General features: G+C 42.6%; 10 protein-coding genes. 6 read left to right on the top strand and 4 right to left on the bottom strand.

Annotation, left to right across the window (positions count from 1 at the left end; genetic code table 11):
* Positions 1–2: 2 nt before the first annotated feature.
* Together BWI96_RS22895 and BWI96_RS11000 are read left to right on the top strand one after the other, a co-directional pair.
* Positions 3–455, top strand: coding sequence for a ferritin-like domain-containing protein (locus BWI96_RS22895; protein WP_106636696.1), 453 nt, complete (start codon positions 3–5; stop codon positions 453–455).
* Entirely contained in the window at positions 404–787 is a 384-nt protein-coding gene (locus BWI96_RS11000) for a ferritin-like domain-containing protein (RefSeq protein WP_106636695.1), read from the top strand. Before BWI96_RS22895 ends, BWI96_RS11000 begins: the two co-directional genes overlap by 52 nt.
* A 128-nt stretch (positions 788–915) precedes the next feature.
* Here BWI96_RS11000 and BWI96_RS10995 read toward each other — a convergent pair whose 3' ends face one another.
* Positions 916–1,773, bottom strand: a complete 858-nt coding sequence (locus tag BWI96_RS10995) for an alpha/beta fold hydrolase (RefSeq protein WP_106636694.1) — start codon at positions 1,771–1,773, stop codon at positions 916–918.
* A 234-nt stretch (positions 1,774–2,007) separates the two neighbouring features.
* The gene (gene carB / locus BWI96_RS10990) at positions 2,008–4,836 is read right to left on the bottom strand and encodes a carbamoyl-phosphate synthase large subunit (RefSeq protein WP_106636693.1); all 2,829 of its coding nucleotides are present in this window, start codon (positions 4,834–4,836) and stop codon (positions 2,008–2,010) included.
* A 290-nt stretch (positions 4,837–5,126) separates the two neighbouring features.
* On the opposite strand from carB, the gene BWI96_RS10985 reads away from it, so the two are divergent.
* Both BWI96_RS10985 and BWI96_RS10980 read left to right on the top strand, forming a co-directional pair.
* On the top strand, positions 5,127–6,011 hold the full coding sequence (locus BWI96_RS10985) for a hypothetical protein (RefSeq protein WP_106636692.1): 885 nt from the start codon (positions 5,127–5,129) through the stop codon (positions 6,009–6,011).
* Positions 6,012–6,067: 56 nt separating this feature from the next.
* On the top strand, positions 6,068–7,540 hold the full coding sequence (locus BWI96_RS10980) for a hypothetical protein (protein ID WP_106636691.1): 1,473 nt from the start codon (positions 6,068–6,070) through the stop codon (positions 7,538–7,540).
* Positions 7,541–7,575: 35 nt separating this feature from the next.
* Here the strand turns inward: BWI96_RS10980 and BWI96_RS10975 are convergent, their stop codons facing one another.
* The gene (locus tag BWI96_RS10975; protein ID WP_157830320.1) at positions 7,576–9,177 is read right to left on the bottom strand and encodes a hypothetical protein; all 1,602 of its coding nucleotides are present in this window, start codon (positions 9,175–9,177) and stop codon (positions 7,576–7,578) included.
* Between the two features lie 147 nt (positions 9,178–9,324).
* Complete coding sequence (locus BWI96_RS10970) at positions 9,325–10,335, bottom strand: NAD(P)H-dependent glycerol-3-phosphate dehydrogenase (RefSeq protein WP_198555236.1); 1,011 nt, start codon at positions 10,333–10,335, stop codon at positions 9,325–9,327.
* Between the two features lie 320 nt (positions 10,336–10,655).
* Between BWI96_RS10970 and BWI96_RS10965 the strand changes: the two genes are divergently transcribed.
* Together BWI96_RS10965 and prfB are read left to right on the top strand one after the other, a co-directional pair.
* The gene (locus tag BWI96_RS10965) at positions 10,656–12,779 is read left to right on the top strand and encodes a peptidylprolyl isomerase (RefSeq protein WP_106636689.1); all 2,124 of its coding nucleotides are present in this window, start codon (positions 10,656–10,658) and stop codon (positions 12,777–12,779) included.
* A 128-nt stretch (positions 12,780–12,907) separates the two neighbouring features.
* A protein-coding gene (gene prfB / locus BWI96_RS10960) for a peptide chain release factor 2 (RefSeq protein WP_157830337.1) occupies positions 12,908–14,000 on the top strand; the annotation gives its coding sequence in 2 pieces (ribosomal slippage) (positions 12,908–12,967 and positions 12,969–14,000; 1,092 coding nt in all).
* Positions 14,001–14,065: the final 65 nt, after the last annotated feature.

Raw genomic sequence — 14,065 nt, 5'->3', positions numbered from 1 at the left:
TTATGAACTTGTTTGAACTTTTCGCAAAAATTGATGAACTTGATCCTGAATCAGGTGAACGTTTATCCTTCTATAATCGCCGTCACATCCTGAAAAATGGAGCTAAAGCTACTGCTCTGGCGGCACTACCTACTCTTTTCGCATCCGTAGTTAATAAAGCTTATGGTGCTGATTTACCCACTCAAACCCGCGGTGTACTGGAGTACGCATTAACGTTAGAATACCTCGAAGCAGATTACTACATGAAGGGTGTTCAGAGTGGTATCATTCCTCAGAGTCAGCGTGAAGTCTTTGAAACCATCAGCAAACATGAAACGGCACACGTTCGTTTATTGGAAGGTGCATTAGGCTTATCTGCCGATGCTAAAAAGCCTAAGTTTACTTACGCAGCTTATCCAGACGTATTCACCAATTACCAACCTTCCTGGTTGTATCGCAATCTTTTGAAGACTTAGGTGTACGGGCGTATAAAAACGAAGCTAAAAACCTGATGGAATCTCCTGATTTATTACAGGTTGCTCTTCAGATCCATGCGGTTGAAGCTCGTCACGCGGCAGTTGTTCGCAGTATCCGTGGCCAGAAAGGCTGGATTGTGGGGAATGGCATGGAAAATGGCATGGCTCCTGCGGTTCCTGCTATTTATGAAGGTGAATTGAATACTGAGCAAGGCGGTGTTGAACTGGTAGGCAAAATTGCTGGCCAAGATAAAAATACGCTTAGCGAAGGTTTCGATGAACCCCTAGGTAAAGATCAGGTATTAAGCATCGCTAAATTGTTCCTTGCTTAATTCGGGCAAAACTTATTTATAAAAAGAAAAGGGGCTTTACAGTCCCTTTTCTTTTTATCCGACCTTAATAAAACAGAAAAAGGAAGACCTAAATCTTCTTTTTTCTATTAATCATCTATTCTGGTTTACTACCAGGTAGTCGTAGTCGTGATTGTTTCTGTTAATACCGGAGTGGCAAAAAAATCAAGTAAATCCTGATTCAGTCGAGGCCATTCGGTATAGAAGAATCCGTGAGGAGCTCCTTCGTAAGCTATCAATTGCGAATTAGGAATATTCTCTGAAAGTAACTTACCAGAGATTTCAAAAGGCACTACTTGGTCACTTGTACCATGAATGATAAGCGTTGGCACAGTAATACCTGGCAAGTCGGCCCGAAGATCCGCCTGGCTGAAAGTAAGTACGTTTTCTACCGTTGCCTTGGGCGAAGCTTCCATAGCAAGGCTGTGGAACCAATCGGCTAATTTGCTGCTTACCGGGTTGTTGAGTAAACTAACCCCAAAGAACTGCTTTGAGAAATCTTCAATGAAAGCCGCCCGGTCCTGAAGTGACTTCTCAATCATTTCATCGAACGTACTTTTGTCCACGCCATCGGGGAAGTCTTCCGTTTTCAGCATATGAGGAGCAGCAGCTCCTAACAATACGAGCTTTGATACGCGTCTGCCTTGATGACGGGCCATGTAATGAATGGCTTCAGCACCTCCCTGCGAGAACCCAACCAATGTTACATCGTACAGATCCAGAGCGTCCAGCACAGCAGCCAGGTCGTCCGATAAGGTATCGTAATCATAACCCTGCCAGGGTTTATCAGAATCCCCGAAGCCGCGACGGTCAATCAGAATACAGCGATAATGATTTGCGATCTGATTAACCTGATATTCAAACATTTTATGATTTAAAGGCCAGCCGTGAAGAAAAACGACAGGTTGTCCTTGTCCCCAGTCTTCTACAAAGACCTGAACACCGGGAGCGGTTTCAATATAAGCCATACATAGGTGAGTTGAGACCAAAACAATGGTCGATGGTACATAATACGGCTATTATCAGAAAAAAGACGTTCCCTCGCAGAGGAAAATGAGCCTTATAAAAGTTGATGAACAGAATCCCCAATGTTCAGAGTATCAGTTCATACCCTGGGAAATATTATCTCAAATCATGATAAGTTAATTCATAAAAAAGCCTCGCTCCAGAAGAAGCGAGGCTCGTAAGAAAAGCGGGATTATTTATCGACTCAGATATAAGTTACGCTCGGCGTAAATCTTCTGGAAGACTTCATCCGTCAGATCATCAATGAAGTAAATGGCTTCACCCGTTGACTTCATTTCAGGCCCGAGTTCTTTATTTACTCCGGGGAATTTGTTAAATGAGAATACCGGAATCTTAATCGCATACCCATTTTTCACCGGATTGAACTTGAAGTCCGTTACCTTATTCTCACCCAACATTACCTTCGTTGCGTAATTAACGTAAGGTTCCTGGTAAGCTTTACAGATGAAAGGCACCGTACGAGACGCCCGGGGGTTAGCCTCAATGATGTACACTTTTTCATCCTTAATGGCAAACTGAATATTCAGTAAGCCTTTGGTTTTCAGAGCAACCGCGATTTTCTTAGTGTATTCCTCAATTTGCTTGAGTACGTTTTCGCTCAAATCAAAGGTTGGTAATACCGCGTGAGAATCTCCCGAGTGAATACCTGCGGGTTCAATGTGCTCCATAATTCCGATGATGTATACATTTTCACCGTCACAGATGGAATCAGATTCCGCTTCGATTGCGTTTTCTAGGAAGTGATCCAGAAGGATTTTATTGCCTGGAATGTCACGGAGTGTATTCACCACGTGTTGTTCCAGTTCTTCTTCATTAATCACAATCTTCATCGACTGGCCCCCTAATACGTAGCTAGGACGCACCAGCAGCGGGTAACCCAGCGTGCGAGCTACTTCCACCGCATGATCAGCGGATTCAACCGTATCGAATAATGGATAAGGCACATCCAGTTCACGAAGCAAGCTTGAGAAGGCTCCGCGATCTTCGGCTAAATCCAGAGCTTCGAAGCTCGTTCCGATGATTTTGATACCGTATTTGGAAAGTTTTTCTGCCAGTTTCAGAGCCGTCTGACCACCCAACTGAACGATTACCCCTTCAGGTTTTTCATGCTGAATAATGTCGTACACATGCTCCCAGAATACGGGTTCAAAGTATAATTTATCAGCAATGTCAGGGTCCGTCGATACTGTTTCAGGGTTCGAGTTAATCATGATCGTTTCGTACCCTGCTTCTTTCGCCGCTAACACGCCGTGAACGCAGGAATAATCGAATTCGATCCCCTGACCAATCCGGTTCGGTCCTGAACCTAAGATGACTACTTTTTTCTTATTCGAAACAACAGACTCGTTATCTTCTGCCTGTGAACCACTAGCAAACGTTGAGTAGAAGTAAGGCGTTTTCGCTTCGAACTCAGCCGCACAAGTATCTACGCATTTGTAGACCCGTTTGATACCCAGCTCATTACGTTTCTCATACACCTGGCTTTCCAGACAGTCGATCATGTGAGCAATCTGACGGTCGGCGAAGCCTTTTACCTTGGCTTCTTCCAATAAATCTTTCGAAATCGTATCGAGTGTATGTTTCTCGATTTCCTTCTCCAGACGAACCAGATCTTCCACCTGATACAGGAACCAGCGGTCAATCTTTGTTAATTGCTGAATTTTCTTGAACGAAATTCCTAAACGGAAAGCATCATAAATATGGAACAGACGATTCCAGGAAGGATTAGCCAGGGAGTGTAGGATGGCATTCTGATCCGTCAGTTCTTTCCCATCAGCACCCATGCCATTTCGCTTGATCTCCAGCGACTGACAGGCTTTTTGAAGAGCCTCCTGGAAGTTGCGGCCAATACCCATGGCTTCGCCTACCGACTTCATTTGAAGTCCTAGACGACGATCTGAACCTTTGAATTTATCGAAGTTCCAGCGGGGTACTTTAACGATCACGTAGTCAATGGCAGGCTCGAAGAACGCTGACGTGCTGCCCGTAACGGGGTTGATCAGTTCGTGCAAACGGTAACCGATGGCCATTTTCGCAGCAATTTTCGCGATAGGATAACCGGTCGCTTTTGAAGCCAGAGCCGACGAACGTGAGACGCGAGGGTTAATCTCAATGGCGATGATAGCGTCGTTTTCGGGGTTAACCGAGAACTGAACGTTACATCCACCCGCAAATTTCCCGATGCCATCCATCATCATGATAGCCATGTCACGCATTTTCTGATACAGGGTATCAGGCAGCGTCATGGCAGGAGCCACCGTTACAGAATCGCCGGTGTGAACTCCCATTGGGTCAAAGTTTTCAATCGAGCAAACAATGATGAAGTTACCATCACCATCGCGGAGTAACTCCAGCTCGTATTCCTTCCATCCCAGAATCGATTGCTCAATCAGTACTTCATGCGTTGGCGAAGCGTGCAAGCCCCGATTCAGCATTTCATCAAATTCCTTGGGGTCATTCACGAAACCACCACCTGTTCCACCAAGGGTAAATGAAGGGCGGATTACCAGAGGAAAACCTACCTCCTGAGCGATTTCTTTTCCTTCCAGGAACGAACGGGCGGTACGTCCTTTACAAACACCAACGCCCAATTCCAGCATTTTCAGGCGGAATTTTTCGCGGTCTTCGGTCGTCTCAATGGCGTCAATGTCAACCCCAATGATTTCCACCCCGTACTTTTTCCAGATACCGGCCTTGTCACAGTCGATAGCTAAATTTAACGCCGTCTGGCCTCCCATTGTCGGCAAAACGGCGTCAACCTTGTGTTTTTCAAGAATCTCAATGATGGACTTTCGCTCCAACGGCTTTAGATACACATGATCGGCACTAATGGGGTCCGTCATGATAGTAGCGGGATTGGAGTTGATCAGAATGACCTCGATGCCCTCTTCTTTGAGTGAGCGGGCTGCCTGAGAGCCAGAATAGTCGAACTCGCAAGCCTGACCGATGATAATGGGACCAGAGCCAATGATCAGGACGGATTTGATGTCGGGATTTTTGGGCATTTTTTCAGGTATCTGTTAACAAGCCATTATCAATGATAATTCGTTGATTTTCAACGCAGACATCATTAACACGGACTAAATAACGATCAACATCCCGGAAGTGGCCGGGCAAAATTCGTGCAAAATTAGGAGTTTGCCGGGAAACGAAGGAATTTGTTTTTATATTTCTATAAAACTTTCTTACCTGTCGAGAGGTTTGGCCTTAATAACCTTTCTTTGTGAGAGGGACCTTACAGCCTTTCAAAGTCGAGCCTCTTTTCTCACTCAATTGTTTTATTTAGTTGTTATTTATGCCATCTCGCCCTTCAGTAGATGTAGCCATTAACGTTTACGGCAAGCCTTACCAGACTGCAGTCACGCTATTATCCTTATTAAAGCATTCGGGTCAATGGATCGATAAAATCTACTTCATAGAAGAACGCAAACAGCCCGAAGGAACAGATTTCTCCTTTCTATACCCTTTGCTAGGCAAGCGTCTAATTAGATATAAACCCTGGTTCTGGTTATGGACCAATCCTTTCAAAAAAGAATGGTTAATGAAGATTCCTTTCATTCGCCATGCAATCCGTTACCAATACGCCTGGGAAAAATCAGATAAGAAATTTTTAATGGTTACCCATAATGATGTACTTTATACAGGAGACTTGCTAGGTGTATACCTGGATCAGATTGGTGACCATATTGGGGTAGGTAAAGTAGGACAGTGTTGGAATTGCCCGGCTTATACGGCCCAAAAGTGTGATAGCGAAACTTACTGGAACTATCGTCCTTCTAAAGAGGAGGTTTTGACGCTGGTAGAAGAGTATCCAGGAGCAAGGACCCAGCACTTTGAATATGAAATGAATCGAAGAAGTTCATGGCCCATCCCTGAATGTCGATTAAACGAGTATACAGCATTAATTAACCTGCACCTTGCTCGTCCTGTTACCATCCCTCAGGGGGCAGCAACAGCCTTTGGTAATATTGACGGACTAGATACTGCAACAGGCTGGTTTTGGCACATTAGTAACGCTGGCTACAAAGTAAAGCATGTTGATTTTGATCCTTATGCTACACACGATTGGGCTAATGGACTAAATAGCGGCCACGCAGCTCTTTTTGATAAGAATCTATACAAAAATGGTGAAAGTATAGCGAAAGAGTTATTAATCAAAGAATACGGTTTAAAACTTTAAAGTGTTGGTTTCAAAACTCCTTCTCACGAATTATAAACTATAAATGTAAACCGCTTATGAAGCGATTTAACTTCCTTACAAACGCTTTAACTCTAATCCTATTCAGTAGCGTTCTAGTCAGTTGTGGAGATTTAGACTTTTTAATATCTAAAAAGAAGCAAAGTTCGGTAGACCCTGCGGGAAACGGTGATGGATCAGGTGGTGGGACTACTCCTACTCCTCCTGAAGTAAAGCCCTCATCTATGGTTTATCTAACTAGTGAAACTATGAAAGTAGGCTTTCATATGGACTATGGTGGGGCTATAACCTATCTTTCTCCTGCAAACAGCTCTAAAAACATTATTAACAATCATGATTTAGGGCGACAACTCCAATATGCTTATTACTCTTTCCCTATTGAAACCTACAAACCTAATGGGGTATCTCCTCACCCTGCCTGGCAGGGAATTGGATGGGATCCTATTCAAACTGGAGACGTTTATGGGAATGGCTCACGAGTAATAGAAAGGCGACAAGATGGGAATAAGCTTTATTTCAAAACTATTCCTATGCAATGGGGATATAATAACGTTCCGTGTGAGTGTACCGTTGAAACTTATGCTGAGTTAAAAGGCAATGCTCTGGAGATACGTAATGTATTGCAAGTAAATCGTACAGATAATTTTCCACTTTTAGGCCGAGGACAAGATTTGGGTGGAGGTTTCCTTACTTCTGATTTTACCAGAGCTAAAGCTTATTTAGGTTTAGCTCCCTATACAGGATCCAATATTACTGATATCGACCTAACTGCACCTCCTTTTACAAATAATAATACAGCGAGTGTTGAAATGTATTTACCTGAAGGATGGACTTATTTATATAATAGCAAGGGGGTCGGTTTAGGCCTTTGGGCTCCCCATACTCACTACTTTAGTGTAGAGCTTATGGGCAAGGCTAATGAAGGAGACGAATACAGCGGAAATACGGGACGCTTTGGTGCTCACATGCCTGAAGTGCTGGATCGCAATATTCGGTATGAAAGCAAAGTAGCCTATATTATGGGATCAGTGGAAGATGTTCGTCAATATGCAGTAAGTCATAAAGAAGAACAAATCAAGCCTAACTTTTATTTCACATCTGATCGGCAACACTGGACTTTTTATACAGATACTGATGACGGGGGATTTCCCTTCAATGGCGAGTGGAGTTTTAAACTGGATAAATATCCAGTTATTCTTTTCAGCCCGGATATTTTCTGGGATTCACAAAAAGATAAAAAGCTTTATTTCCAGGTTGCTTATGATGGTACTGGTAAACAAATGAACGTTTCATGCTTCAAACAACGATCTTCGAGACTTAACGATTACAGTGACGCCAGTACAGCTTTTAATTTAATTAATGATGGCCAATATCATACATACGAATTACCTGTTGGCGACATGGAAAACTGGCAGGGTATCATCAGAAAGATCATCATCAGCGTTCCAAATGAGTCAACAACAGGAAAAAGGTTAAAAATTAAATCTATCTCTATTACAAAACCCAACTAAAAGGAAAGCCAATGGCTTTCCCTTTTTAGTTGGGTTTATTGCTTTTCCCATTTTTGAGCTAACCATTTAACCTGATTATTTGAATATAACCCAAATTGATAGGTACCCTGAGGTAATGTTTCAACGAGAATGATTGCGTTCCCTCCCTTAGAGAATAGCAAGCCCGTTCGTAAAAAATTTTTAATAGAATTAGAGTTCGCTTTCAGTGGAGCTAGAAATATTCTTCCTGATGAATCTTTCAAAATCAAATAACTAGTCTTTATATTCTGGTCTATATCAGGCACCTCCACTACAAGTGAATTTCCTCCAAAATACATTTCATCAGGATGATACTGAAAGTTTATTACTTTATCTGAACTTGTTTTGTCCTCATCAGGAGCATACATATGCTGTGGAAAAGTATACAAGCGTTTTTTAACTAAATAGGGATAGAATCTTGCAGTAGCTAAATTATGGTCCTGGTCTACAGTCAAGAAAAATCCATTTTGTTTCCAATTAACTGTCTCAGCCACCAAAAGATCCTTCCGGTAGCAAATGATAGGCCAGTATATAAACCAGATTAAAGATACATATAATCCAGTTCCTATTATTAAAGGAACTTTAAGATACTTTTTCCAGTCGTATTTATTAATTAACGCTACGAACAACACATAAGCAGTAGTAACAGCATAGGTAGCATAAATCTGATACCTTGCAGTAATACCTACACCAACCCAGGATCGCGATAAAGACACTAATCCTGCAGACAAAATCAAAAATGTTAATAAACCCCAGATGGGTAAAAATTTATTATCTTTTGTACGTATAATACTTATAAATGCTATTCCCCATACTAGTAAAATTAAAATTCCTAAAAAGATAGCCCTGTTCACATAGTTAAGGGAGACATTTGCTCCAAGAAACACAAGAATATATTTTATAAATTGTATTGGATTTAATAAACTTTCTGTGACATGCGTATGCCCTCCCTTAGTAAAATCAATGAAGTAACAGATTATTGCTACAATAACACCGATGCTCCAGATTACCGCAGCTATTTTTCTTTTCTGAAATAATAGTAGCAATACGCCTGGAATTAGAATCAAAAGTCCATTGCCACTAGTGTATATAGCAAGTACGGCGAAAATGATTGATGTCATTAAAAACCATTTCCCTTCTTTTTGCAGTAATTGCAAGGATACCAATACTAAAAAAATAACTAGACTATGTTGTAAAACACAGATAGGCCAAAGAGCATCTTCCCAATAAACTGGCTGAAATAGCAGGAAGCTAACAGGAACAAAAAACCAAAGAGATAGCTTAGATATTTGAAAGTATCTTAATACAATAAAGAAACAACCAAGTATACTTAAATTACCTATTAATATTACTGATCTTAAATTAATCTCACCTTCTATTAAATAAATCAGATACATCACTACTCTTGGCACAGCAATTCTGTGATCTGCATGTACAGAAAAAGTCTCAATTAATATTTTTTTAAAATTAGACCTACTCTCCTCATTCTGATATACATAATGCATAAATGTTGAATCATCAGTCCAAGGTAAATTCACTGAAAAATGATACAACATTAAATAAAAAGCAATAATGGGGATTAGGCAAATAATTAACGGAAAGGTACGTCTTAAAGTCATTGGTTAATTCATTAAATATTGCTACCTATTCTTTAAATAAAATAAGAGTTGGCTGGCATTTTAAAGACGGTTTCAAATTTAATATTTTTCTTCTAATAAAAATAGCTACTTCTAAGAAGTAGCTATTTTATAAACACTGTAAATTATTTACCGCAATAAATTCTTCAATATCTCCACTTCAATCACTGGTGAAGAGCGTTCGTATAAGATTGAATAAACGGCATTCACTATGGGCATATCAACTTCATATTGCCGATTGATTTCGTAAATGGATTTAACAGCATAATACCCTTCAGCAACCATGTTCATTTCCATTTGAGCGGAGGTAACACTGTACCCCCGGCCAATCATGCTGCCAAAGGTTCGGTTTCGGCTGAACTGCGAATAAGACGTTACTAATAAATCCCCCAGATACGCCGAACCCATCAGATCCCGATAATAAGGATAGATTACATCCAGAAACCGCTTTATTTCCTGCATGGCATTTGACACCAGTACGGCCTGAAAGTTATCGCCATACCCAATTCCGTGACAAATGCCACAGGCCAGAGCGATAATGTTCTTCATTACCGCACAATATTCCACTCCGTATAAATCCGTTAAGGGCTGGGTACTTACAAAGCGACAAGTCATTAAATCGGCAAAGGCCGTTGCCCGCTGGATTTCGGGCGAGGCAATGGTCAGATATGACTGTTTCTCCAAGGCCACTTCTTCGGCATGACAGGGACCTGCAATGACACAGAATTGATCCTGCGAAACGCCGTAGTTTTTTTCCAGCCAATCCGTTACTAGCAAGTTTTCTCCGGGAACCATGCCCTTGATGGCGGATACGATTGTCTTTCCCGTAAAATCTTCCGGCCTTAATTCAGCAAGGGCTTCTGTAATAAATGCAGCAGGAACCGCCAGAATCACTACCTGACTTCCCTTCATAGCTTCGTGTAAACGAGTAAAGGGCTTCACCCGTTTGGGATGCAGCACTACGCCGCTCAAGTAGCGGGGGTTGCTGTGAAACTTACGAATATGCTCGGCATCTTTCCGATTTCGCAACCACCAGCGAATCTTGACTTCGTTTTCTGAAAGAATGCGGATAATGGCCGTTGCCCAGCTACCTCCACCAATAACCGTGATGGTTGTAGTATTTTTATTTGCTTCGTTCAATGCGGCTATCAAAAAATGTTCAATGCCAGACGTTAAAGAGGGTCATTCAAAAGAATTAAGCTCATGAAAAGACGGAGTGATCCCGAATTTCAAGGCTTCATACGCTCAGTATACAACGCTAACTACACGACAGGTTTCCTATTTCAAGTCGGTGAAAATACGGCATCTCCTTTAAAACACGCCCATTCGGTGGACAAAAACGTAGAATACTTTTTAATTTCTAACTTTTTTTCAATGTAAATATCAAACAAAAGGCCTTTGCATTCGTTTGGGAATCATCGAAAAAAACCCTTATTTTGCGGTTCTAATAAAATGGTCGTATGGCTTTAGTTAACAAAATCAGAGAACGTTCAGGAATTGCAATTACCATTATTGCCATCTCCCTCATCTTATTTATTGTGGGCGGTGACCTCCTCGGATCACGGGGACTTTTTGGAGGGAAGACTCAGAAAGTAGGTGAAATTGCCGGAAATAGCATTCTGGCCCAGGATTTCCAGAAAAAATTAGACCAGGCTCGTATGGAATACGAAGCTCAGTCCGGTCAATCCGCGAACGATCAGGTGATCGCTCAGCTTCGCGAGAAGGTTTGGAATGATCTGTTAATTGATTATGCATATCAAAAAGAATTTGATGCCCTGGGACTGACGCTTTCAGAAGATGAAAAGCAGGACATGTTCTTTGGTAAATACATTGATCCCGCCGTTCGTCAGAGCTTCACCGATCCTCAGACGGGCATTTTCGATATCAATCGGGTAAAACAACAGCGTGCTCAAATTCAGCAATTACCTGCGGGTTCTATCCAGCAGTTGGGCTGGCAGGCGTTTGTGCGTGACATTCAGCGTCAACACCTGATGACTCGTTACGTGAACCTGATCCGCATGTCCAGTTACGTAACTACAGCAGAAGCGAAGAAGGATTACGAAGCACAAACGGCAAAAGTTGACGCGAAATACTTGTATGTTCCTTTCTACTCAATGGCGGATTCAACCATCAAGGTTACGGATTCTGAATTGAAAGATTACCTAAACGCTCACAAAGATGAGTATAAGGGTGCCAATACTCGTAGTCTGGATTATGTCGCTTTTGGAGTTGTTCCTTCGAAAGCCGATAGCCTTGCTCTTAAGAATACATTAACGCAATTAGCCAAAGATTTGGCTAAAGCTACAAACGATTCTTCGTTTGCACGTATGAATTCTGACGTACCGCATCCGCTGTACTGGAGTCTGCGTGACATGGATGATCAATTGAAAGAAGCGGTAAAAGGCTTCTTCCCCGGTCAGATTGCAGGTCCTTTCCGTACCGACAATACCTATACTATCTATAAGTATACAGGTATGAAACGTGACTCGCTTTATACCGTTAAGGCCAGCCACATTCTGATTCGTCCTACCAATCAGTCCGATTCGGCAAAAGCTTCGGCTCGCGTTCGTGCAGAGAACATTCTGAAAGAATTGAAAGGCGGAGCTGATTTCTCAGCAATGGCCGCTCAGTATGGTACAGACGGTACCGCTCAACGTGGAGGCGACTTGGGTTACTTCCAGAACAACGGTTCGATGGTGAAGCCTTTCGAAACCGCCGTATTTGCTTACAACGGCACGGGCCTATTACCAAATCTGGTTGAAACGGATTTCGGTTTCCACATCATTAAAGTAACAGAGCCTAAAAATAACGTTCAGTACCGTGTAGTGGCTGTTTCGAAACAACTTGGACCCAGCCAGGCTACTCGTGATGAGGTTTATCGCAAAGCTGATGAATTTGCTGCCGCTAATAAAACGCTGGAGCAGATGGAAGCCGCTGCTAAGAAAGATAAATCTATCGTTCTTTTGAAAGCAAACCGTGTTCCTGAAGGTTCTACGAACCTGAACATGATGCAAAACGCTCAGCCTGTGATTCGTTGGGCTTTTGAAGACAAAACGGATGTAGGTGATGTTTCTCAGGTTTTTGAAGTAAACGATGCGTATATCGTAGCTGCCCTGACGGGTAAAACCTCTGAAGACGAAGTAAAAGTAGACGACTTCCGCGATGAGTTAACTGCGAAAGTTCGTAATCAGAAGAAAGGCGAAGAAATCCTGAAAAAGTTAAGCGGCTTAGCTGGTGCAGGTAGTTTGGAGCAAATTGCTCAGAAGTACGGTGCCGGTGCTTTAGTTGAAACAGCAAACGACCTGACTCTGAACAGCGGCTTACTGAACTCCGCAGGTGCTGATCCTACCGCCTTAGGTAAAGCATTTGGGATGAAAGCTGGTCAGAAATCGCAGCCCTTCAAAGGTGAAAGTGGTGTATTCATCATGGAAACCCTGAAGAAAATGGATGCTCCTGCCATTGCTGATTATAGCCAATACAAAAAGACCGCCCTGCAAACGGAATTACAACGCTCAGGTTACTTCGTAAACGAAGCCGTTCGCGAGAAAGCGAATGTGAAAGATTACCGGGCTAAATATTTTTAATCTCTACGGAGACGAAAGCACTGAAAACCTGGCTTCGGTCAGGTTTTCGCTTTTTAGAGCCTTGCTCTTTACTTTTGTATCTCTAATCACTAACGATGAAAGGCCTCTGGCCCAGCATCCAATCCATTATGACACAAGACAAGTTGAAAGACTTGAAGGCCAGCATAGAGGCCTTGAGGGGGTATCTTTGACTACGATGGGAAAAAGTACCAGATAGAAGAATTAGAACAAAAAACGCTTGATCCTGAATTCTGGAATGAACGGGAACGGGCGGAAAAAATTCTCAGAGAAATTCGTGGGCTAAAATTCTGGACGGATGGTTTCGATCAGCTCAATCAGCTTTTGGGCGATACCGAAACCATGATGGAATTTCAGGAGTTAGGCGAAGCGTCAGAAGCTGATGTCGATGCCGAAGCGGCCAAGCTGGAAGCTAAATTGGCTGAAGTAGAGTTCCGGAAAATGATGTCGGATGAAGGCGATAATATGGATGCCGTGCTGGAAATTAATGCCGGAGCGGGCGGAACTGAATCGCAGGATTGGGCGAACATGCTGTTGCGAATGTACACCATGTGGGCTCAAAAAAATAACTTCAAGATTAACGTCGTGAACGTGGCCGATGGCGATGTCGCGGGTGTTAAATCAGCAACGATTGAGATTTTGGGTGAATATGCTTACGGTAACCTGAAAGCAGAAATTGGCGTGCACCGTCTAGTTCGGATCTCTCCATTCGATTCTAATGCCCGTCGTCATACGTCCTTTGCTTCAGTCTTTGCCTATCCTTTGGTGGATGATACCATCGAGATTGAAATTAACCCGGCCGATATTGACTGGGATACGTTCCGAAGCGGTGGAGCCGGTGGCCAGAACGTGAATAAGGTAGAAACGGCTGTACGTTTGAAACACAAACCTTCGGGAATTATTATCGAGTGTCAGCAGGAACGCAGCCAGCTTCAAAATAAGGAAGTGGCGATGCGATTGCTGAAATCTCGACTTTATCAAATGGAGCTGGAAAAACGGCTGGCAGCTAAAGCTGAATTGGACGCAACTAAGCGAAAAATTGAGTGGGGTAGCCAGATTCGCAGTTATGTACTTGATGATCGCCGCGTGAAAGATCACCGCACGAATCACCAGACTTCAAACACTGACGCGGTGCTGGACGGAGAAATCAATGATTTCATCAAAGCATACTTAATGTCGGACGTAAGCGAAGAGCAGAGCTAAGCTCGGAGTAACGTAAAAAGGGACAAAACCAAACGGCTTTGTCCCTTTTACTTTTTACCTGTTTG

Source organism: Siphonobacter sp. SORGH_AS_0500, assembly GCF_002838835.1.
Classification (GTDB): Bacteria; Bacteroidota; Bacteroidia; order Cytophagales; family Spirosomataceae; genus Siphonobacter.
The sequence above is the reverse complement of the archived record's forward strand: the minus strand, read 5'-3'. Positions and strand labels throughout refer to the sequence as shown.

Excerpts from the sequence above, each read along its gene's own strand:
- carB (WP_106636693.1), bottom strand. The coding sequence starts at position 4,836 with ATGCCCAAAAATCCCGACATCAAATCCGTCCTGATCATTGGCTCTGGT.
- BWI96_RS22895 (WP_106636696.1), top strand. The coding sequence starts at position 3 with ATGAACTTGTTTGAACTTTTCGCAAAAATTGATGAACTTGATCCTGAA.
- BWI96_RS10995 (WP_106636694.1), bottom strand. The coding sequence starts at position 1,773 with ATGGCTTATATTGAAACCGCTCCCGGTGTTCAGGTCTTTGTAGAAGAC.
- BWI96_RS10975 (WP_157830320.1), bottom strand. The coding sequence starts at position 9,177 with ATGACTTTAAGACGTACCTTTCCGTTAATTATTTGCCTAATCCCCATT.
- BWI96_RS10965 (WP_106636689.1), top strand. The coding sequence starts at position 10,656 with ATGGCTTTAGTTAACAAAATCAGAGAACGTTCAGGAATTGCAATTACC.
- BWI96_RS10980 (WP_106636691.1), top strand. The coding sequence starts at position 6,068 with ATGAAGCGATTTAACTTCCTTACAAACGCTTTAACTCTAATCCTATTC.
- BWI96_RS10985 (WP_106636692.1), top strand. The coding sequence starts at position 5,127 with ATGCCATCTCGCCCTTCAGTAGATGTAGCCATTAACGTTTACGGCAAG.